Source organism: Allobosea sp. Root483D1, assembly GCF_001429505.1.
In the GTDB taxonomy this organism is placed as follows: domain Bacteria; phylum Pseudomonadota; class Alphaproteobacteria; order Rhizobiales; family Beijerinckiaceae; genus Allobosea.
On sequence record NZ_LMJW01000016.1, the window covers coordinates 229540 to 250682 of the forward strand.

At 67.3% G+C, this 21143-nt stretch carries 20 protein-coding genes; 6 read left to right on the top strand and 14 right to left on the bottom strand.

Going from position 1 to position 21143, the window contains the following annotated elements; all coding sequences use genetic code 11:
• Positions 1-124: 124 nt before the first annotated feature.
• Positions 125-331, bottom strand: coding sequence for a hypothetical protein (locus ASE66_RS13950; RefSeq protein WP_057190227.1), 207 nt, complete (start codon positions 329-331; stop codon positions 125-127).
• A 140-nt stretch (positions 332-471) separates the two neighbouring features.
• On the opposite strand from ASE66_RS13950, the gene ASE66_RS13955 reads away from it, so the two are divergent.
• Positions 472-1071 carry a TetR/AcrR family transcriptional regulator gene (locus tag ASE66_RS13955; RefSeq protein WP_057190390.1) on the top strand — a complete coding sequence of 200 codons (600 nt, stop codon included), beginning with the start codon at positions 472-474 and terminating at the stop codon, positions 1069-1071.
• A gap of 2 nt (positions 1072-1073) precedes the next feature.
• Here ASE66_RS13955 and ASE66_RS13960 read toward each other — a convergent pair whose 3' ends face one another.
• Both ASE66_RS13960 and ASE66_RS13965 read right to left on the bottom strand, forming a co-directional pair.
• Positions 1074-2303: an MFS transporter gene (locus ASE66_RS13960; RefSeq protein WP_057190228.1), complete on the bottom strand. Its 1230-nt coding sequence runs from the start codon at positions 2301-2303 to the stop codon at positions 1074-1076.
• A gap of 164 nt (positions 2304-2467) precedes the next feature.
• Positions 2468-3460, bottom strand: coding sequence for an ornithine cyclodeaminase family protein (locus tag ASE66_RS13965; protein WP_057190229.1), 993 nt, complete (start codon positions 3458-3460; stop codon positions 2468-2470).
• 139 nt (positions 3461-3599) lie between these two features.
• Here ASE66_RS13965 and ASE66_RS13970 point away from each other — a divergent pair, with 139 nt between their 5' ends.
• Positions 3600-4061, top strand: coding sequence for an Lrp/AsnC family transcriptional regulator (locus ASE66_RS13970; RefSeq protein ID WP_057190230.1), 462 nt, complete (start codon positions 3600-3602; stop codon positions 4059-4061).
• Positions 4062-4068: 7 nt separating this feature from the next.
• Here ASE66_RS13970 and ASE66_RS13975 read toward each other — a convergent pair whose 3' ends face one another.
• From ASE66_RS13975 to ASE66_RS13990, 4 genes are read right to left on the bottom strand one after another with little or no spacing between them, the layout of a single operon-like run.
• The gene (locus tag ASE66_RS13975) at positions 4069-4554 is read right to left on the bottom strand and encodes an Lrp/AsnC family transcriptional regulator (RefSeq protein WP_057190231.1); all 486 of its coding nucleotides are present in this window, start codon (positions 4552-4554) and stop codon (positions 4069-4071) included.
• Positions 4551-5603 (bottom strand): agmatinase, encoded by a 1053-nt coding sequence (speB, locus tag ASE66_RS13980; protein ID WP_057190232.1) that lies wholly within the window; start codon positions 5601-5603, stop codon positions 4551-4553. The genes ASE66_RS13975 and speB overlap by 4 nt, the downstream gene beginning before the upstream one ends.
• Positions 5590-7272 (bottom strand): SDR family oxidoreductase, encoded by a 1683-nt coding sequence (locus tag ASE66_RS13985; protein ID WP_057190233.1) that lies wholly within the window; start codon positions 7270-7272, stop codon positions 5590-5592. The genes speB and ASE66_RS13985 overlap by 14 nt, the downstream gene beginning before the upstream one ends.
• Complete coding sequence (locus ASE66_RS13990) at positions 7269-7688, bottom strand: thiol-disulfide oxidoreductase DCC family protein (protein WP_057190234.1); 420 nt, start codon at positions 7686-7688, stop codon at positions 7269-7271. The genes ASE66_RS13985 and ASE66_RS13990 overlap by 4 nt, the downstream gene beginning before the upstream one ends.
• A gap of 387 nt (positions 7689-8075) precedes the next feature.
• Between ASE66_RS13990 and ASE66_RS13995 the strand changes: the two genes are divergently transcribed.
• From ASE66_RS13995 to ASE66_RS14005, 3 genes are all read left to right on the top strand, one after another.
• Positions 8076-9161, top strand: coding sequence for a TRAP transporter substrate-binding protein (locus ASE66_RS13995; RefSeq protein ID WP_057190235.1), 1086 nt, complete (start codon positions 8076-8078; stop codon positions 9159-9161).
• Between the two features lie 246 nt (positions 9162-9407).
• Positions 9408-10502 (top strand): TRAP transporter substrate-binding protein, encoded by a 1095-nt coding sequence (locus ASE66_RS14000; RefSeq protein WP_057190392.1) that lies wholly within the window; start codon positions 9408-9410, stop codon positions 10500-10502.
• A gap of 250 nt (positions 10503-10752) precedes the next feature.
• Positions 10753-11142: a porin gene (locus tag ASE66_RS14005; RefSeq protein ID WP_057190236.1), complete on the top strand. Its 390-nt coding sequence runs from the start codon at positions 10753-10755 to the stop codon at positions 11140-11142.
• 172 nt (positions 11143-11314) lie between these two features.
• Here ASE66_RS14005 and ASE66_RS14010 read toward each other — a convergent pair whose 3' ends face one another.
• The 5 genes from ASE66_RS14010 to solA form a co-directional block, all read right to left on the bottom strand.
• The gene (locus ASE66_RS14010) at positions 11315-12979 is read right to left on the bottom strand and encodes a TRAP transporter large permease (protein WP_082613455.1); all 1665 of its coding nucleotides are present in this window, start codon (positions 12977-12979) and stop codon (positions 11315-11317) included.
• 152 nt (positions 12980-13131) lie between these two features.
• Positions 13132-13731, bottom strand: a complete 600-nt coding sequence (locus ASE66_RS14015; RefSeq protein ID WP_057190237.1) for a TRAP transporter small permease subunit — start codon at positions 13729-13731, stop codon at positions 13132-13134.
• Between the two features lie 110 nt (positions 13732-13841).
• On the bottom strand, positions 13842-15017 hold the full coding sequence (locus ASE66_RS14020; protein WP_057190238.1) for a multidrug effflux MFS transporter: 1176 nt from the start codon (positions 15015-15017) through the stop codon (positions 13842-13844).
• Positions 15014-15916: a DMT family transporter gene (locus ASE66_RS14025; protein WP_082613430.1), complete on the bottom strand. Its 903-nt coding sequence runs from the start codon at positions 15914-15916 to the stop codon at positions 15014-15016. The genes ASE66_RS14020 and ASE66_RS14025 overlap by 4 nt, the downstream gene beginning before the upstream one ends.
• A 78-nt stretch (positions 15917-15994) precedes the next feature.
• Complete coding sequence (gene solA, locus ASE66_RS14030; protein ID WP_057190239.1) at positions 15995-17134, bottom strand: N-methyl-L-tryptophan oxidase; 1140 nt, start codon at positions 17132-17134, stop codon at positions 15995-15997.
• Positions 17135-17357: 223 nt separating this feature from the next.
• Here solA and ASE66_RS14035 point away from each other — a divergent pair, with 223 nt between their 5' ends.
• A complete protein-coding gene (locus tag ASE66_RS14035) occupies positions 17358-19118 on the top strand; it encodes a methyl-accepting chemotaxis protein (RefSeq protein WP_057190240.1) in 1761 nt (586 codons plus the stop codon).
• Here ASE66_RS14035 and ASE66_RS14040 read toward each other — a convergent pair whose 3' ends face one another.
• Both ASE66_RS14040 and ASE66_RS14045 read right to left on the bottom strand, forming a co-directional pair.
• Positions 19119-20123: a Gfo/Idh/MocA family protein gene (locus ASE66_RS14040; RefSeq protein ID WP_057190241.1), complete on the bottom strand. Its 1005-nt coding sequence runs from the start codon at positions 20121-20123 to the stop codon at positions 19119-19121. It abuts the gene before it with no gap.
• A complete protein-coding gene (locus ASE66_RS14045) occupies positions 20120-21142 on the bottom strand; it encodes a Gfo/Idh/MocA family protein (RefSeq protein WP_057190242.1) in 1023 nt (340 codons plus the stop codon). Before ASE66_RS14045 ends, ASE66_RS14040 begins: the two co-directional genes overlap by 4 nt.
• Position 21143: the final 1 nt, after the last annotated feature.

The following is a 21143-nucleotide window of genomic DNA, read 5'->3' on the forward strand; positions in this document are numbered from 1 at the left end:
GCGGTTCTCCCTCGTTTCCCCGAGGGTAGGTCCGCGGACGCAGCCGAGGCGGGGCGCCACGCCGCCGCACCACAGCCGATTCTGTCGCGATGACGACAGAATCGGACAAATGCGGGCCGCGGTCTCAGCGGCGGGCGATTGGAATAACGAGATAAACCATGCCGAGCACCATCGGCGGCACGGCGAGCGCCGTCACCGACCAGGTCGACCAGCCGGTCGTCACCGGCGCCAATGCGGCCAGGATCAGGTTGATCAGCAGGTAGGCGCCGAGCATCAGCGTTCCCAGGAAACGCAGGCGGGCGAGAACAGGATTGCGGGCTGCAGTGGTCATTGTCACCTCAATAACGGAACGGTCCGTTTCGTTATGATTGATAGATACGGTCCGTTTCGATATCAAACCGTTTTGCTGCAAGCGCGTGCTTGCAAGGACGTCAGGTGCATCGAGCCGGGTTGTGGGAGAGGGAGCGGATGATGAAGACTGAGAAGCCCACTCCACCGGCTCGCCGCGCCTCCATCGGCGCAAAGCGCAATCCGGCCTCGCAGGCGGCGATCCTCGCCGCAGCCCGCGCCGTGCTGGCGGAGGAGGGCTATGCCGGCTTCTCGATCGACGCAGTCTCGCGCCGCGCCGGGGCGGGCAAGCCGACGATCTATCGCTGGTGGAAGAACCGGGCGGACCTGCTGATGGAGGTCTATTCCGCCGAGAAGGCGATCATCACGGCGGTGCCGACAGACGACCTCGGCCGTGACCTGACCAACCACACCAGGGCGCTCTGGGGTTTCTGGTCCGGCACACCGTCGGGGCGCACCTTCCGTGCGCTTCTGGCCGAGGCGCAGAGCGATCCCGAGGCGCTCGCCGTGCTGCGCGAGAAGTTCCTGCCCGAACGGCTGCGGGATGTCCGCGGTCTCTTCAACGCTGCCGCGGCGCGCGGCGACATTCCGACCGAGGAGGTCGAGGCCAGGCTCGCGCTCTATCTCGGCTTCAACTGGTTCTACGTACTGACCGACCAGCTCGAGGCTGGTCAGGCTTCGATTCCGGCAGCGATGCGGCTGATCGCGGCGTCGACACGCTGAGGTCAGGCGCTGGCGAGGGCTGCCCGTTGCCGGCTCTTCTCATCCCACAGCGTCACCAGCCAGATCGCAAGACCTGCGAGCGCGAGGCCGGCGCCGACCCAGCCGGTCGAGGTCCAGCCATAGCCGGCGGCGATCGCCATGCCGCCGAGCCAGGGACCGAGCGCATTGGCGGTGTTGAAGGCGCTGTGGTTCAGCGCCGCGGCGAGTGTCTGCGCATCCTGCGCGACATCCATCAGCCGGGTTTGCAAGGGCGTGCCGAGCCCGCCGCCGCAGCCGATCATGAAGGCGACAGCCGAGGTCGCCCAGATATTGCCGGCAGCGAACGGAAAGAGCGCCAGCGAGCCCGCGGTCCAGATCAGGATGATCGCGATCGAGGCCATCGGCATCCGATCCGCCAGCCAGGCGGCGGCGAGGGTGCCGAAAGTCAGGCCGAGCCCGAAGACCGCCAGCACGACCGGCACCATCGACGGCGAAACCTGCGTCACCTCGATCAGGGTCGAGGCGAGGTAGGTATAGACCGCGAACAATCCGCCGAAGCCGACCGCGCCGATCGCCAGCGTCAGCCAGACCTGGCGGTGGCGCAAGGCGCCGAGCTCGCGCAAGGCGCTGGCGCCGGGCTGCGGCCGGTCCTTCGGCGCGAACAGCGCGATCAGGATCACTGTGGTCAGGGCCAGCGCGGTGACGACGCCGAAACCCCAGCGCCAGCCGAGTACCTGGCCGAGCCAGTTCGCCAGCGGCACGCCGAGAATCGTTGCGATCGTCAGGCCGAGCATCACGCGCGCCACGGCGAGCGCGCGCCGGTTCGCCGGCACCAGCGAGGCGGCGACCAGCGCCGCGACGCCGAAATAGGCGCCGTGCGGCAGCCCGCTGAGGAAACGGAACAGCAGCATCCAGCCATAGGTCGGCGCGAGCGCCGAAAGCCCGTTGCCGAGCGCGAAGGCCGCCATCAGCCCGATCAGCAAGGTGCGACGCGAGAGCTTCGTCGCCAGCACCGCGATGATCGGGGCGCCGACCACCACGCCGGCTGCGTAGACGCTGATCACATGCCCGCCCGTGGGCTCGTCGATGCCTAAGCCCGCCGAGAAATAGGGCAGCAGGCTCATCACCGCGAACTCGGCCGTGCCGATGGCGAAGCCGCCCATCGCCAGGGCGAACAGGACAAGGCCGACACGCGGCGCGGCGGCGGAGCGGGCAGGGCGCGCGAACGCGTCTCCCGTGCTCGAGAGGCTCATGACGATGGTCCGGATTGATTATTGTTGGTCGCAGCGCGAGGGCGCGCGTTGCGCTGCAACATAATGCTCAAGCCATGCGTGAATCGCAAGAGATTGCTGGTTTGACTTGAGAGAAGCAGAAGCGTCATGCGAATGACGCATGGCGCTTCTGCTGTTCGCCTGAGCTAGAGCGAGATGCTTTGCCCCGCGCCGCGCCGCCGGGCCTCGCGGTAGGCAAGATCGGCCGCCACCATGTCTTCCATGGCGACGCCCATCGCCTTGTAGATCGTGATCTGCCGGTCCGATGTCCGTCCCGGTCGCCGCCCCAGCAGCATCGCGCCAAGGTCGGTGCCGGACTCGGGGTCGATGTTAGCCAGCTCGCAGCAGCCTACGGGTGTCGGCGCGAAGGCTTCCCGCGCCTCGACGAAGAGGCTGCCGCGGGCGATCAGATCGATCGGCAGTTCGCCGCCGGGCGGCGCGACACCGACCGAGGACACATGCGTTCCCGGTTGAACCCAGTCGGCGGATATCGCGGGGACGTAGGAGTGTGTCGCGAGGCAGACCACATCCGAAGAGCGCACCGCGGCCTCGATATCCGCAACGGCCGTGACGCCCGGGTGGCGTGAGGCCAGCGCCTGCGCATCGGCGAAATTCTTCGAGAACACCCGGATCTCCGCGAAATCGCGCACCAGCGGCAGCAGGTTGAGGTGCTGGCTGGCCTGGACGCCAGCGCCCACCACGGTCGCGACCCTGGCATCGCGTCTGGCGAGCTCCCGCACCGAGAGGACGGCGGAGCCGGAGGTGCGAACGGCGGTGATGTAGGTGCCATCCATGATGCAGACGGGCATTCCCGTCTCCGGATCGAAAAGATGGATCGTCGCGAGGTGGCTCGGGATGCCCCGGGCGACGTTGCCTTCGAAGACGTTGACCAGTTTGACGGTCAGATGCATGCCCGCCATCCAGGCCGGCATCGCCAGCGAATAGCCCGCATCCGGAATATCGAGTTGTGGCCGCGCCGGAATGACGATGCGGCCATCGGCAAGGGCCTTGAACCCCTCCGCCAGCGCGTCGAGCAGCTTGTGCAGGTCGATACAGTTTCGGATCTCCGCTTCGCTCAGCGAGAGAATCGTGACTTCACCTTTCGTGTGATTGCTTGATGCAGGTCGTGTGCTGTCCATGATGCGGCTTGCCTTGGTTCCGTTTCGGCGTTCAGTGCCGTTCAACGGTATTGCGGCGAACTGGCGTGATGAAATATGCTGATTTCGCTGATTTTGCGTGATTATCACGTGCCACAGCTCATAAAAGTGTGAATTCGAAATGAGCGACTTGGACCGCGTCGACCGGCTGCTGCTCGGGCTGTTGCAGGAGGATGGTCGCCGCACCGTGCTCGATCTCGCCCAGCGCGTCGGGCTCTCGCCGACGGGGGCGTCGCAGCGCATCAAGCGCCTGTTCAGCGAGGGCTTCATCCGCGCCGTCCGCGCCATCCTCGAGCCCTCGAAGATCGGGCGTGGCACGCTGGTCTTCATCGAGGTCAGGCTCGACCACACCGCCCCGCATGTCTTCGACCGCTTTGCCGAGGCCGTCGCGAAGGCGCCCGAAATCATCGAATGCCACATGGTGATCGGTGGTTTCGACTATCTGGTCAAAGCCCGGATCGCCGACATGGCGACGTTCCAGGACTTCCTGCAGCGGGTCATCCTGCCGCTTCCGGGTGTCAGGGAAACGCACAGCTACGCTTCGATCGGCGATGTGAAGCCGGACGCGCTTTTACCGCTTTGACGCCGGCCTAATCCTCCAGCAGCGGATAGCCTTCAAAATCCTTCAGCGCCTTGAGCGCGAAGGTGGTGGCGATCCGGGCGACGCCGAGCTGGTTGTCGGCGAGCCAGGCGCCGGTCAGTTCCTCATAGGCCGCCAGCGAGCTTGCGACGATGCGCGCGAGATAGTCGGCATCGCCGCTGATCACCAGAAGCTCGACCACGTCCGGGCAGGCGCGCAGCACCTTCTCGACCCGCTCGCGCCGGCCGACCGAATGGTCGCGCAGCGAGATCTGCGCAAAGGCGATGATGGCGTGGCCGGCGAGCTCGGGCGAGAGCCGCGCGCCATAGCTGGCGATCAGCCCGGAAGCTTCGAGCCGGCGCATCCGCTCCAGGCAGGGCCGGGCCGAGAGCCCGACCCGTTCCGACAGGGCCTGGTTGGTGATCCGGCCCTCCGCCCGCAGGATCGCGATGATCTGGCGGTCGATCGCGTCGAGCTGAAGCGCCTTGCGCTTCACGGCCTGCCCTTGCCGGCGGCTCTCGCTTCGGCGATCAGGCAGAGCTCGAGGAACAGCACCTGCGCCGCGCATTGCGCCGTATTGCTGGTCGCGTCGTATTGCGGGGCGACCTCGACCACGTCGGCGGCGACGATGTTGCGCCCCTTCAGGCCGCGCAGGATCGCGAGCGCCTCGCGCGGGGTGAGGCCGCCGACCTCGGGCGTGCCGGTGCCGGGCGCGAAGGCCGGATCGAGCGAATCGACGTCGAAGGAGACATAGGTCGGCCCGTCGCCGATCACCGCGAGCGCCTTGGCGATCACGGCGTCGAGCCCCATGCGGTCGACCTCGTCGGCATGGATCACGGTCATGCCGGACTCATAGGAGAACTCCCAGAGATATTCGGCGCCGCCGCGGATGCCGATCTGGATGACACGCTCGGGATCGAGCACGCCGTCGAGCACCGCCTGTCGGAACGGCCCGCCATGGTGGAACTTCGAGCCTTCATAGGGCCCCGACGTGTCGCAATGCGCGTCGATATGGACCATGCCGACCGGACGCTTCTCGCCGACGGCCTTCAGGATCGGATAGGTGATCGAATGGTCGCCGCCGACGCCGAGCGTCGAGACGCCGGCCTTCACGATCTGCTTGAAGGTCGCCTCGATGTCCTCATGGCAGCTCTCGAGCGAATAGCGCGAGCGGAAGGGTACGTCGCCGATATCGGCCGCCTTGACCAGGCTGAACGGCGCGGTGCCGTTGACATGGTCCATCGGACCCATGCGCTCGACGGCGCGCACGGCGCGCGGGCCGAGCCTGGTACCGGCCCGGTTGGTGACGCCGAGATCCATCGGCAGGCCGATGATCGCGACGTCGAGCCCGCCGAGATCGGATTGGCCAAGCGCTTCCGGCCGATAGGGCGCGCTGATGAAGGTCGCGACGTCGGAGAACGGCCATTTGCGGCGGTCGCCCTGGAACTGCCCGGCGGCGACCTTGGCGAAGCGCGGATCATGGATGTCGGCGCCGCTCGCCCCGGCATAGCGCGCCCTGAGTTTTGCCAGCTTATCCTGATCCATCGCTTGATCCCCGAGGTTTGAGCCAGCCGCGATAATGCGCCAGGAGGCCGAAGAAGGGCAAAGAGAGCCGCACGTCGAAACGGAAGCGGCCGTCCGCGTCAACCGTCTCGCGCGCCTCGGCTGACGGCATGAGAAAGTGAGGCAAGGGCAGGTTGAAGACACGCCAGGCTGCGATCGGCAACGAAAGGCCGTCTGCATTCGCCGCAGCGGCAAGCGTGAAGGAGAACGGGCCGAAGGCTTCGCGGAGTTCGCCATTCCGGTCGACGCTCAGCCGCGAGTTGAAGCGCTGGCCGGCGAAGTTGCGGGTCCAGACCTCGCAGTTCTCATCGAACGAATCGCCGCGTGCGACGCTGACCGTGACCGGCAGTTCGCTCCCTGCCGCGGGGAGACCGAAGAATCGGCAGAAGAGCTCGATTGCTCGCCCTTCACCGCGCATGACCTCGGCCTGGCCCCGCCAGACCGGCTCGGCATCGTTGGCATGAAACGCCCGGATCGCCGCCGGCATCGCCGCGAAGCCCTGCGCCCTGAACACGATCTCGAACAGGGCAGGACCGATGGCGCGCTCGTCCTGGCTGGTGCTGATCGCATAGGGCGTCATCTCGGCCTCGATCATGGCGAGGTCGAGCGCTTCGGCGGCCGAGCGCGCGCCGGGGACGATCGCGTCCGCGAGCAGGGCGCGCACCGCCGCCGCCGCCGCCAGCGTCGGCACCTGTGGGCCATCGTCGTTCTCCGCCAGCAGCGACCAATAGGCCCGGCGCGGCCGGCCCTTCGCGTCGATGCCGGCGATCGCGACCCGCATGCCGCCGCGATCCGAGGTCCAGAGGCGCGTGATCCTGCGGGCCTTCACGAGGTAGGGCACCAGCGGCGCGAGATCGGCGACCCAGCCGCGGCGGCGCAGCCAGGCGAGCAGCACCAGCCCCCATTGCTCGATGCCGGCCTCCAGGCCAGCCGCGAAACGCACTTGGGACTGCACGGCGAGGCCGGGGCCGAGCGTCTCGGCGTCGACGGTCTCGACCGGGGCGACCCGCCGCGGGCCGAGGCCCGGCATATCGATGACCTCGCCGACACTCCAGGCCGGCGTCGCCTGAATCTCGCCTTCGCGCCAGATCGGCACCGGCTTGCCGGCATAGCTCAGGATGGCGGCGATGACCGAAGGGCCGACTTCGCCATGTCCGCCCGGTGTGATCGCGATGTCGATGCTGTCGAGCCGCTCCCAGCCTTCGCTCAATTCGCGCGCTGCGGCGGCCGAGAGCGCCGGCGTCGAGCTCGCGCCGGCGAGCGCGACGAGGCCGCGCTGCCTGGCGAGAGCATCGAGCTGCGGTCCATAGCCGGTGAGATAGCCGCGCGCATCGGCGAGGTCGACGACATGCGCGTCGAGCAGCAGCGCCGCCGTCGGTACCTCAAAGCCCTGCTGCTGGAACGGGCCGGAGGCGTCGATCACCAGCCAGGGCTCCAGCGCGGCGAGCGAGGCGACGAGATTCTTGTCGCGGTCGAGCCCGGCGCCGCTGACCGGCACGCTTGCCTCGGCCGCCAGCTCCTGTGCCAACGCCTCGGCCTTGCCGGCGCTGCGCGAGGTCAGCACGAGGTCGAGACCATCCATGCGCGACAGGTGGCGCGCCAGCCGCCGGCCGAAGACGCCGGTCGCGCCGATCAGCACGACGCGTTTCATAGATTGTCCGGCAGGGTGAAGCGATGGCGCGTCGCCGGGTCTGGTATCTCGCAGGTGTCCTTCTTGCCGAAGAGCCGGTAGCGGTTGCGCGCGATCCGGTCGTAAAGCCAGTCGCGCCAGCGCTTCGGCAGCGCCCGGCCGAGTAATAGCAGGCGCGCCGGTCCGTTCAGATGGCGGGTCAGCGCCAGGACGCCGTCGGACTTCGCCAGCGCCCGGCCGTTCTCGACGAAGAGGAAGCTGTCCGGCTCGTCCGGGTCGATGCCATGTGTCCTTGCCAGCTCATGCCCTTCGCCAGACTGGATCGCGACGAAGCGGATGGCGTGATCGCGCTCATGCCGCAGGGTGTAGCGCACGCCGCCCGAGCAGAGCACGCAGACGCCGTCATAGAGCCAGATCGGGGCGGCAGGGCTGGTCATCGGATCTCGTTCGCCGAAGCCCCGTATTGTCGACATGTTCCGCAAAAGCGGAACCCGCCTTGGTGATGGCAACCCGGAGCGGCTTGCGCGCGGAGGTTGACCGAGGGCGGAAAAAGGTTCATGCGCGTTTCATGCAGCCGTGCCATGCTTTACGTGCAATTGTCGAGCGCCCCGTGTCGGTTGACGATCCGGTCACGATTGGGGGGAGCGCTGCGCAAATCCTGTGCAAGTATAGATTCGAAGCGAGCCGACTAACCGTGGGTCAACCCGGAATGCCGTTTTCGATCATCGCTGCATTACACCAAGGTCGTCCTACAAACATCGCCTGCGCCGGTGCTATTGCTGCACGGGCGCGGCAATAAACGTCGAAACGAGGAGATGCCCCATATGAAGCGTCGTCAGTTCATGCAGGTCGCCGGTGCCGGTGCGGCTGCGTCCGCCATCGCCATGCCGGCGATCGCGCAGTCCAATCCCGAGGTGAAGTGGCGCCTGACCTCGAGCTTCCCGAAATCGCTCGACACGATCTATGGCGGCGGCGAGACGCTGGCCAAGACGGTCTCCGATCTCACCGACGGCAAGTTCCAGATCCAGGTCTTCGCCGCCGGCGAAATCGTCCCCGGCCTGCAGGCACTCGATGCGGTCTCGAACAACACCGTCGAGATGGCCCACACCGTCGCCTACTATTATGTCGGCAAGGATCCGACCTTCGCCATTCCCTCCTCGGTACCGTTCGGCCTGAACACCCGCATGCAGCAGGCCTGGCTTGCGCAGGGCGGTGGCGAACAGCTGTTCAACGACTTCTTCAAGAAGTTCAATGTCGTCGGCATCCATTGCGGCAACACCGGCGCCCAGATGGGCGGCTGGTTCCGCAAGGAGATCAAGACCGTCGCCGACCTGCAGGGCCTGAAGATGCGCATCGCCGGCATCGCCGGCTCGGTGCTGCAGAAGCTCGGCGTCGTGCCGCAGCAGCTGGCCGGTGGCGACATCTACCCGGCGCTGGAGAAGGGCACGATCGACGGCGCCGAATGGGTCGGCCCCTATGACGACGAAAAGCTCGGCTTCGCCAAGGTCGCGCCGTACTACTACTATCCCGGCTTCTGGGAGGGTGGCCCGGCGGTTCACGCCTTCATCAACATCGAGAAGTGGGACGGCCTGCCGAAGCACTATCAGGCGGCGCTGCGCGCGGCCTCGGCCGTCGCCACCAACACGATGACCGCGAAGTACGACGTGCAGAATCCTGCTGCGCTGAAGCGGCTGGTGGCGGCGGGCGCGCAGCTGCGCCCGTTCCCGCAGGACATGATGGAAGCCTCGCTCAAGGCAGCCAACGAGGTCTATGCCGAGATCTCGGCCAAGAACGCCGACTTCAAGAAGGCGATCGATGCGATGACCGCCTTCCGCGGCGACCAGTATCTCTGGTGGCAGGTGGCGGAGCTCACCTTCGACATCTTCCAGGTGCGCAACCGCGCGAAGTAAGTCTTCACCGGCCCGACCGGTTCTGCCCTGGAGCCCGGCCCTTGCGGCCGGGCTTTTTTGTTGCCGCGGAGCGGTGAGGTCGGGGCGAAAATACCAAGGCTGGTTAGGCAAAATCCCCATGCATAAAGCGCATGGGGGCTATGCTTCACGCTTGCGCTGTCCGGGCGGATGGCCTCTTCTGACGCTCTTGCGCGCGAACCGGGAAACACCGGCGCGCCTCGCATGCTCTGGGAGGAGCTCCTCACGATGAAGCGTCGTCAATTCCTGAAGGTCGCCGGTGCCGGCGGCGCCGCGAGCGTCATTGCGGCTCCGGCCATTGCGCAGTCCATGCCCGAGGTGAAGTGGCGCGTCACCTCGTCCTTCCCGAAATCGCTGGACACGATCTACGGCGCCTCGGAAACGCTGTCGAAGGCGGTCTCGGAAGCGACCGACGGCAAGTTCCAGATCCAGGTCTTCGCTGCGGGCGAGATCGTGCCGGCGCTGCAGGCCGCCGACGCGGTGACCAACGGCACGGTCGAGATGTGCCATACCGCCTCCTATTACTATGTCGGCAAGGACCCGACCTTCGCCTTCGGCACCGCGGTGCCCTTCGGCCTCAATGCCCGCCAGCAGAACGCCTGGTTCTACCATGGCGGCGGCATGGACCTGCTCAACGAGTTCTACAAGAAACACAACATCTACGCGCTGCCCGGCGGCAATACCGGCTGCCAGATGGGCGGCTGGTTCCGCAAGGAGATCAAGACGGTCGCCGACCTGCAGGGCCTCAAGATGCGCATCGGCGGCTTCGCCGGCCAGGTCCTCAGCAAGCTCGGCGTCGTGCCGCAGCAGATCGGCGGCGGCGACATCTATCCGGCGCTGGAGAAGGGCACGATCGACGCGGCCGAATGGGTAGGCCCCGCCGATGACGAGAAGCTCGGCTTCAACAAGGTCGCGCCTTATTACTACTATCCCGGCTGGTGGGAGGGCGGCGCCTCGCTGCACTTCTTCATGAACACCGCGAAGTGGGAGGCCCTGCCGAAGGTCTACAAGTCGATCCTGACCACGGCGGCCGGCCTCGCCAATATCGACATGCAGGCCAAGTACGATGCGCGCAACCCGGCGGCGCTGAAGCGCCTGGTCGGCGGAGGCGCGCAGCTGCGGCCGTTCTCGCAAGAGATCATGGAAGCCTGCCTCAAGGCGTCCAAGGAGGTCTATGCCGAGACCAACGCCAAGAACCCCGACTTCAAGAAGATCTACGAGGCGATGTCGGCCTTCCGCGGCGATGAATATCTCTGGTTCCAGATCGCCGAATACACCTACGACAACTTCCTGATCCGCGCCCGTGCGGGCAACCTGCTCTGAGAAGAGGGCGAACGCCGGTTCGCCGGCCAACTTCTTGAAATCCCCGACCGCAAGGCCGGGGATTTTTCCTTTCAAACGCGGCCAGCGTGCTCGATCACCAGGACGCGCGCGGGCCGACGGGAGAGGCGACATGGGTGTCGCCATCCTGCGCATGGAAGATGTCGCCGCGCACCGATCGCTGAGCCGCGGCTGCCCTAGCCCGGCCTTGTTCGAAGCGTTATTCTCTCGGTCATCGCCAATCGGGGCACTCATGAAGCTGCCATTCGTCATCATCCTCGCCACCCTGGCCCTGCCGGCGCTCGCAGCCGCCCAGTCGATCGGCGAGCCGATCCCCGGCCGCGGTCCCCTCAAGGCCAAGCCGGCTGCCGCGCGCCCGGCGCCGAGCCAGGCGGCGCGCCCCTGTCCGGAATACGGGCCGGGCTTCGTCCGCGTCGAGGGCTCTTCGGCCTGTGTCCGCGTCGGCGGCGGCGTCCGCGTCGAGTTCGGCAAGACCTCCAGCTCGCGCGGCTATGGTTCCAGCGCCGATGCGATGGTCTACGGCGAAGCGCGCAGCCAGACCTCGGTCGGCGAGATGCGCGCCGTCGTCAGCGGCCGGGTGCGGCGCGACAACAACCTGAACGACGGCTCGCAGCGCTGGTGAACCCGGCGTCATTCTCGGACGAAGCAGAGCGCAGACCCGAGAATCTCCTGACGAGAAGGCGCGGGTCGGAACCTCTTGCGGCCTGAGATGCTCGGGTCAGGCCCGAGCATGACGGTTGAAAAGAAAAAGCCCCGGATTGCTGATCCGGGGCTTCGTCGTTCTGGCCTGCCGGCTACTGGAGGTTCAGCGTCGGTGGGGCGTTGAGGTCGAGCCCCGGCAGCCCACCGGAGCCGCCGAGCCCCGGAATGCTGATGCTGTCGAGCTGCTTGTTGATCTGCTGCTGGTCGAGCTGCACGCCCGAACTCTTGTAGTGCATCACCATCTGCGGGAAGAGCACGACGAGCGCCACCATGATGCACTGGATCACCACGAACGGCACGGCGCCCCAGTAGATCTGTCCGGTCGTCACCGGCTCCATCATCTTGCCCGTAACCTTGTCGCGATAGGGGTTCTTCGGCGCGACCGAGCGCAGGAAGAACAGGGCGAAGCCGAAGGGCGGGTGCATGAACGAGGTCTGCATGTTCACGCCGAGGATGATGCCGAACCAGATCAGGTCGATGCCGAGCTTCTCCGCTGCGGGCCCGAGCAGCGGCACGATGATGAAGGCGAGTTCGAAGAAGTCGAGGAAGAAGGCGAGCAGGAAGACCATCACGTTGACGACGATCAGGAAGCCCGTCGCACCGCCTGGGAGGCCGACGAGCAGATGCTCGACCCAGACATGGCCGTTGACGCCGTAGAAGGTCAGCGAAAACACGCGCGCGCCGACCAGGATGAAGAGCACGAAGGCCGAGAGCTTGGCCGTCGATTCCGTCGCCTGCCTGAGCAGGTCGAAGGTCATGCGCTTCTTGCCATAAGCCAGCAGGATCGCGCCGGCGGCACCCATCGCGCCGCCTTCGGTCGGTGTCGCGACACCGATGAAGATCGTGCCGAGCACGAGGAAGATCAGTGCCAGCGGCGGCACCATCACGAAGATCACCTGCTCGGTCATGCGCGACAGCAGGTTGAGCTTTAGGAACTTGTTGATCAGCGCGATCACGAAGGAAACCGCGACCGCGATCGACATCGTCAGGATGACGAAGTCCGCGCCGCCGCCGACCTTGGTGAAGTACTTCATGTAGGCGATGGCAATGGCGAAGGCGAGGATCGTCACCACCAGCAGCGAGCGGCGGCGGGTGACGCCGTCGGCGTCGCGCAGCGTCTGCGCTTCGGGCGGCAGGCCGGGGGCGCGCGCCGGATTGATGATCGTCGTCAGGAAGACATAGCCGGCATAGAGCGCCGAGAGCACAAGGCCGGGGATGAAGGCGCCCTCGTACATGTCGCCGACCGAGCGGCCGAGCTGGTCGGCGAGGACGATCAGCACCAGCGAGGGCGGAATGATCTGCGCGAGCGTGCCGGACGCGGCGATGACGCCTGTCGCCAGCCGCCGATCGTAGCCGTAGCGCAGCATGATAGGCAGCGAAATCAGGCCCATCGAGATGACGGACGCCGCGACGACGCCGGTGGTGGCGGCGAGCAGCGCGCCGACGAAGACGACGGCATAAGCGAGGCCGCCGCGGATCGGCCCGAAGAGCTGGCCGATCGTGTCGAGCAGGTCCTCGGCCATGCCCGAGCGCTCCAGCACCAGCCCCATGAAGGTGAAGAACGGGATCGCCAGCAGCACGTCGTTGTTCATCGTGCCGTAGATGCGTTCCGGCAGCGCCTGCAGGAAGTTCTCCTGGAACATGCCGAGCTCGATGCCGACCAGGGCGAAGAACAGGCCGTTGGCAGCGAGTGCGAAGGCGACCGGATAGCCGAGCAGCAGGAACAGCACGAGCGCGGCAAACATCACCGGCGCCATGTTGACGCGCAAGAAGTCGCCGATGCCGGCGGCATGAGCGTCGCCGGTATGCAGGCTGAAGAAGGCGGCGAAGGTGAGCGCGAGCAGCAGCGCGATGGCGCGGGCAGAGCGGGCGAGGATCATCGAACGGGTCCCGGAAACGGCAGCTTGGCTCACGGGGCGAGGCCTTCGGCCTTGGCCTGCTCTATCAGGCGCAGGGCCTCGGCTTCGGCGGCAGCGGCATGGCCGCGCAGCGTCTCGTCGTCGTCGAGCTTCCCGCGCATGATCGCGATCTGTTTGATCACCTCGGAGATGCCCTGCAGCAGGAGCAGGGAGAAGCCGATGATCACCAGCCCCTTGGCTGGCCATTGCGGCAGGCCACCGGCCGAGAGCGACTGCTCGTTGACCTGGTAGGAGCGCATGAAGAATGGGCCCGAGTGATAGATGATCAGCGCGCAGAACGGCAGCAGGAACAGGAGATGGCCGATGAGGTCGATCCATTGCTGCACGCGCTTGGGCAGCAGGTTGTTCACGATGTCGATGCGGATGTGCTCCTTCACCTGCAGCGTCCAGGAGGCGCAGATCAGGAAGACGGCGCCGAACAGCACCCATTGCAGCTCGAGCCAGGCGTTCGACGAGACGTTGAACAGCTTGCGGACAATGGCATTGACGGCCGAAACGATGACGGCGAGGAGGATCAGCCAAGCGACGGATCGACCGATGGTGCGATTGAAGCTGTCGATTGCACGGCTGAAAGCGAGGGGTCCTTCCACCTCAGTCCTCCCTGACCTCGTGGATTTACGGCCGCATCATGCGGTTTTCGAAGGGCGGTTATACCAATGCTACATGCCGCACAACATTGCGCGGTGCAAGGCGCTGTGGATCAGTCCTTTCGCCTAAAGGGCTCGCGGCGCAACGCGAGCAGGGCGACGATCAGCATCAGCCACATCATCGCCATCAGCGCCGGCGGCCAATGCGCCACCAGCGAGCTGATCACAGCGGTCGCGAGCGCGCCTGAGCCGAGCTGGATCGCGCCGGCCAACCCGGCGGCCGAGCCGGCGAGTTCGGGCCGCGCCGAAAGCGCCGCGGCGGTCGCGCCCGGCAGTGTCAGTCCGTTGCCGATGGCGTTGATGGCGAGAGGCAGGAACAGGGTCAGCGGCGTCCACCAGGGCGTCAGCGAGATCGCGAAGGCGACGCTCGTCGCCGCGAACGAGATGACGAGGCCGATCCAGGCCATCTTCGCCGTGCCGTGCCGGAGCACCAATCGGGACATCGCGAAATTGCCCACCATGTAGCCGAAGGCGTTGAGGATGAAGTAGGCGCCGTAGGTGTCGGAGCCGCGCCCCATCGTCTCGACCACGATGAACGGCGCTGCCGCGATGAAGGCGAAGAACGAGGCCGAGGTCATTGCCAGCGCGATGACATTGCTGATGAAGCCGCGGTCGCGCGCGAGGTCGGGGAAGGCGCGGAAGATGCCGGTCAGCGAGGTCCGCACGCCGACATTCGGCGCGGTCTCGGGCAGGCGCAGGACGACGAGCGCGAGCACGATCGCCGCGGTGGCCGTCATCACCCAGAAGATCATGCGCCAGCCGAAACCCGTCTCGATATGGCCGCCGAGATAGGGCGCGATCATCGGCGCCACCACCATCACCATGGTCACCGTCGCGATCTGGCTTGCCGCCTCGTCGCGGCCCGCCGTGTCGCGGATGATGGCGCGCGCCAGGGCGAAGGTCGTGCCGGCGCCGGCGCCTTCGAGCACCCGTGCGAACAGCAGGCTCCCGGCACTGTCCGCCAGGGCACCGAGGCCTGAGCCGAGCATGAATACGGCGGCGCCGGCGATCACGCAGGGGCGGCGCCCGAAGCGGTCGGAGAGCGGGCCGACGATGAGCTGCGTCAGCGCCACCGCGACCAGGAACAGGGTCAGCGTCAGCTGGATCGTGGCGTAGCTGGTGGCAAAGCTGCGGGCGAGCGCCGGGGTCGCCGGCGCCAGCATGTTGAGCGCGATCGGCTGCAGCGTCGAGATCGCGACGAGAACGGCGAGGGCGGGCTTCGCTTTCATAGCGGCTTGTCTCCCTCTGGCTTCAACTGCGAATCGGGGCGGACACGCTGGCGGTGCAAGGTGTAGAGGCCGCTGCCGACGATCAGCGCGATGCCGGCGAGGGCGATGCGGTCCGGCGTCTCGCCCCAGACCAGCCAGCCGATCAGGACGGCGACGAGCACGACGGAGTAGCGATAACCCGCGACGACGCCGACATCGGTGTTGCGGAAGGCGCTGATGATGCCGAAACTGCCCGCCGTCACCAGGATCGCGGCGCCTGCGAGATAGGCGAGCTCGATCCGCCAGGGCGATTGCCAGGTTTCGAGTGCGCTCATGGCGAGGCCCAATAGCCCGACGATGACCGTCGTGGTCAGGGAGATGACCGTCGAGGGGATGTCGCTGCTGATGAAGCGGGTCGTTAGATCGCGGATGGCGACGAGGCCGGCGCCGCCGAGCGCGATCAGCGCGGCGGCGCTGAAGCCGTCCGCACTCGGGCGCATCACGACCAGCACGCCGATGAAGCCGACCGTCAGTGCCAATGCCCGGCGCCAGCCCACGGGTTCGATCCGCAGCAGCACTGCCAGCAGGACGATGAGCAAGGGCGAGGCCATCACGATCGCCGTGATGTTGGCGAGCGGCAGCAATCCCAATGCCCAGATGAAGGTCAGGGCGCCCAGCGCCTCGACGCAAGCGCGCGCCAGCACCAGCGGCCTCAACCCGAGCGGCAGCTTGCGCCAGTCGCTCATGAACACGACCAGCGCCAGACTAGCCACGACGGCGAAGATGGTGCGCAGCGCCAGCGCCTGGCCGGCCGGGAAGACCTCGCGGGCGAGTTTCATCAAGGCGTCGTTGAAGCAGAAGAACGACATCGCCGACAGCATGGCGATGATTCCGCGGCGGTTCTGGGCGGCGCTGGCCAAGGCGGTTCCTATGGGGCTCTTGCGTGCTCCCGCGCGGCCGGATGCGGCCGAACGACAGGACGCGCGCCGGGCGACGGTTCAGGCGTCGAAGCGGGAGAGAGAGAAGGGCGAGAGGTCGAAGGCGGAGCGGCCGGTCGTGGCGAGGTCGGCGAGGATCTCGCCGATCGCGCTGGCGAACTTGAAGCCGTGGCCGGAGCAGGCCGAGGCGAACACCGCCTGCGGTGTGCCGGGCACGGCGTCGATGACGAAGTCCTCGTCGGGCGAGACCGTATAGACGCAGCCCTTCACCGTCAGCGGGTCGCCGTTGGCATCGGGGAGGTAGCGCGCCAGGCATTCGCGGATCAGCCTGACCTGGTTCGGGCTCGGCGTGCGGTCAGGCTGGCGCGGATCCATCGGCTCGCGCGCGAAATGCGGCCCGCCGAGCTTGAAGCCGGGATGCTCGTAGAGCGGGAAGCCGTAGAAGGTGCCTTGCTCGACGCTGAGCATGAAGACGGGGAAGGCGTCCTCGCGGAACAGCTCGGGGCGGCGCGTGGTGAACCAGCCGATCGCCTGGCGCACCGTCGTCATGGAGCGCGCGAGCTGCGGCACCGCATCGGTGATCCAGCCGCCGGAGGTGATCACCAGGCGCCCCGCCGAATAGCGCGTTCGTTCGGTCCGGACAGTGACGCCGCCATCGGCGGTCGGCTGCCAGTCGAGCATTGGCTCGCCGGTCCGAATATCGGCGCCTTTCGACTGTGCCAGCCCGACATGGGCGTAAATCGCCTTCTCTGAGGCGACGAAGCCGCCGCCGGGCTGCCAGAGGCCGAGATGGCCTTCTGGCAGATGGAAGGCGGGGAAGCGGCGCATGATCTCGTCACGGCCGACGATCTCGTGCTCGAGATCATGGTCGAGGCAGGATTGCAGGGAGGATTCGACCGGGCCGAGCCCTTCGGGCGCAAGGTCGAGCGAGCCGGTGACATGCAGCAGCTTCAGCCCGGCCGCCTCGCCGGTCTCGCTCCAGAGCTGATGGGCTCGCTTGACGATCGGCACATAATGCGAGCCCTCGAAATAGGCCAGGCGGATGATCCGCGTCAGCCCATGCGAGGAGCCCATCGCATGGCCGAGGTCGAAGCGCTCGAGCCCAAGCACCTTGAGCCCACGCTTGGCCAGATGCCAGCAGGCGGCCGAACCCATCGCTCCGACGCCGGCGACGATCACGTCGTAATGCGATGAACTCATCGAAGGTCCCTGGCGAAGCCGGCTGCCCCTGCCGGTCGGTTGCCTGCAATCTAGGCGGGCGGGCGACGCCGGTCCATCCCGCCCGGTAGGCGAACGCATCTGCGCCGCGGGCAGAGGTGGCGGCCGGAGCGGCCGGGAAATCGTGCTTTGGCTTGGCCGTCTCAGGCTTTTGTTAACCCTGCCGGCGCATGGTTGAGCATCCTGTCTCGCCCCGGGAATGCCTATGCTTGCTCGCTCCGTCTGGCGCCTGTTGGGCCGCGCCGGCCCCGCTGCCGCGCCGGCTGCGCTGCAAGCCGTCGTCGAGCCGCCGCAGCAGCAGCCCGCTCCCGCCGAGATGTCGATCAGCGAAGCGATCAACGAGCTTGAGAGTGACGTCGTCGCCGCGATGCGCCGCCTTAATGACGGGCTCGATCAGGCCGAGCATTGCTCCGAGCGGTCCGAAATCCGCTCCCGCGAAATCCGCGGCGGCATGGCCGAATTGCGCGAGTCGGCGCTGCAAGCGAGTGAGAACTCGTCGGCGCTGGCGACGGCGACCTTGCAGGTCTCGGAAGCGGCTGAGCGGGTCGGCGCCGCCATGTCCGGCGCCCGCGACATGCTCGACAACGCCGCCGAGCGCGCCCAAGAGGCGACGGCGATGATCAACGGGCTCGCGGCCGCGACCAGCGAGATCCGCTCGATCGTCGACGCCATCGCCGAGATCGCCCGCCAGACCAATCTGCTCGCCCTCAACGCCACGATCGAGGCCGCGCGTGCCGGCGAGGCCGGCAAGGGCTTCGGCGTCGTCGCGCAGGAGGTGAAGTCGCTTTCGCTCGGCGTGCGCGAGGCGGTCGACCACATCCGCAATCAGGTGGATCGCCTGAACCAGACGGCGCAGGGCTCGGCCGCCGTGGTCACCGACGCTTTCCGCCTCGTCGGAGAGGTCAATCCGGTGATGGCGACCGTCGGCGAGGCCTCGCAGGAACAGGCGGCCGCCGCGGCCGAGCTGTCGCGCAGCGCCGAGGCGACTGCCCGCTTCATCGAGACGGTGCGGGACCGCGTCGCCGAGGTCGACGGCGTCGCGCTCGCTGCCGCGCAGGAGAACGTCGATGCCAGGCGGGCGCTGGCCGAAGGCGCGCGTCAGGCGGAGGGGCTGCTGGAGCGCTTCGTGCCGACGCTGCGCCATACCGTCTTCGCCGACCGGCGCCAGCATGACCGCTTCCCGGCCGAATGCCCGGTCAGGCTCGAATTCGGCGGGCGCATCGTCGCCGGGCGGACCATCGACCTTGGCTTCGGCGGCGCCTTGCTGTCGGTCGCCGACACCGAGCTGAGGGCGCGGGCGCGCGGCACGATCGTGATCGAGAGCCTGCCGCCGCTGCCTTGCAGGGTGATGGCGCGCAGCGATTTCGGCCTGCACATTGCCTTCGAGCGTGGCGACGAGGAAACGCATGCGGCGTTGCATCGGCGGCTCGGGGAGATCGAGGAGGGCTATCGCCCGCTGATCGAGCAGGCGCAGGAGTTCGCCCATCGGGTTGCGGCCTTGCTCGAAGCGGCGCTGCGCACCGGCCGCCTCAGCGAGGACGACCTGTTCGACACCGATTACGTGCCGGTTCCGGGTTCCAATCCACGCCAGTTCGTCAATCGGGCGCTGTCTGTGCTGCAGGCGATCCTGCCGGAGGTGATGGAGCAGGAGAAGGCGAGCGATCCGCGCCTCGTCTTCACCTTGCCGATCGACCGCAACGGCTATGTCCCGGTACACCACCCTGAGTACTCGCAGCCGCAGCGGCCCGGCGATCCGGACTGGAATCCCGCCTATAGCCGCGACCGCCGCATCTTCGACGACCGGGCCGGCATCACGGCCGCGCGCTCGGCACGGCCCTTCATCATCCAGTCCTATCAGCGCGACATGGGCAGCGCCGGTGTCCAGCTGATGCGCGAGGTCGATGCGCCGCTGCGCGTCGCCGGCCGCCATTGGGGCGGCGTGCGCATGGCCTATCGCATGGCGTAATCAGCCGCGCCCCGCCGCCAGGATCGCGTCGATCCAGCGCTGCGATGTCAGGGCTTCCTCGCCGGTGATCACCGGATCGCGCCCCGCTTCGATCGCATCGAGAAAGTCGGCGATCACGGCGCGATGGGCGTCATGCGGGAAGTCCATGATGTTGGCGCCGCTGCCGGTATTGCCCTCGGCCTCGACCACCTCCGAGCGGCCGTCGAGGAAGGAGAGCTGCAGCCGTCCGCCGACCAGTGCGGCATGGCCCTTGCTGCCGATGATCTCGATGCGCTCGGGATGGCCGGGATGAGCGGCGGTGGTGGTCACCAGTGTCGCCGGCGCGCCGTTGCCGGTCTCGAGCAGGGCGCCGACATAGTCCTCGGTCTCCATCCGATGCAGCGCGGTGGTGCGCACCTGCGCCGCGACGACCCTGGAGACGCCGACCAGCGAGCGGAACAGGTCGAAGGAGTGGATCGCCTGCGTCAGCAGCACGCCGCCGCCGTCGCGCGCCATCGTGCCGCGACCGGGCTCGTCATAGTAGCTCTGCGGCCGCCACCACGGCACCTGCAGCAGACCCGCCTCGACCGAGCCGAGTTCGCCGCCGTCCAAGGCCGTCTTGAGCCGCAGGCTCGCCGGCCGGAAACGGTGCTGCAGCACGACGCCGAAGGCCTTGCCAGCGCGCCGCGCCGCCGCGACCAATTCCTCGCCGCGCGCGACAGTCAGCTCCAGCGGCTTCTCGACCAGCACATGCTTGCCGGCGGCAAGGCAACGCGCGCCGACATCGCGATGGCTCGCCGGCGGCGTCAGCACGATCACCGCCTCGACGGCCTCGTCCGCCAGAACCGCGTCGATGTCGGTGGTGCCGGGGAAGGGGAACTGGGTGCGATAGGCATCGAGCCGCTCCTGCGAGCGGCTGGCGACATGGCGGACTTCGACCCGGTTCGCCAAATCCATGAGGCTGCGCGAATGGGGCAGGGCGGCTGGCCCCAGCCCGATGACGGCGATGCCGAGCTTGCGTGTCACTTTGCGTCGGTTCCTCTGACGGGCAGGCGCACGGCCCGGTCCTGCGCATGCAGAGCGAGCCGGCAGACCGTGAACATGTGCTGCTGCGTTGCCGCGGTCTCGCTGCGATCGGCGATGTCGGCGACGAGGGCACGGAAATAGGTCAATGGCTCGCTGCTGGCGTCGATGTGGCGAGTGCCGGCCTTGTCGACCAGGAAGAGGTGGTCGGTGCCCGGCCGGCTGGCGATATCGACATATTTGCGCAGCTCGATCGTCCCTTCCGTGCCGAGGATGGTGAGCCGCCCGTCGCCCCAGGTCGGCAGGCCGTCGGCGGTGAACCAGTCGACGCGGATAAAGCCGCTCGCCCGGTCGCTACGAAGCAGGATTTCGCCGAAATCCTCGAACCTCGGCAGATCTGGCGTCCCAAAATGGCCGATGCCCGAGGTCGCGATCTCGGCATCGGGCGAGCCGGTGAAATGCAGGAACTGGTCGATCTGGTGCGAGGCGATGTCGGTGAGGATGCCGCCGAAATAGCGCTTGTCGAAGAACCAGTTTGGCCGGATCGCCCGGTTGAGCCGGTGCGGGCCGAGGCCTACCGTCTGGATGACGCGCCCGATCGCGCCGTCGGCGATCAGCTTGCCGGCGACGATCGTGGCCGGAACGACGAAGCGCTCGGAGAAGCAGACCGAGAAGATCCGCCCGGTTTCCGCGACGACCCGCTCGACCTCGGCAAGCTGCTCGAAGCTGGTGACGCCCGGTTTGTCGACCATCACGTCCTTGCCGGCCCGCATCGCCCTCACGGCGAGGCCAGCCCGCTCCGAGGGGATGCCGGCGCAGACGACGAGGTCGATCGAGGGATCGTCGAGCAGCCGCTCGCCTTCCGCCTCCCGCAATTGCGGGAAGCGCTCGCGGAACCCGTCGAGCACGCGTGGATCGCTGGTCGCAGGGTCGAAGCCGGCGCACTCTGCGCCGGCTTCCAGCAGGCCACCGACCATATGGTAGATATGGCGGTGGTCGAGGCCGATAGCTGCGAAACGCATG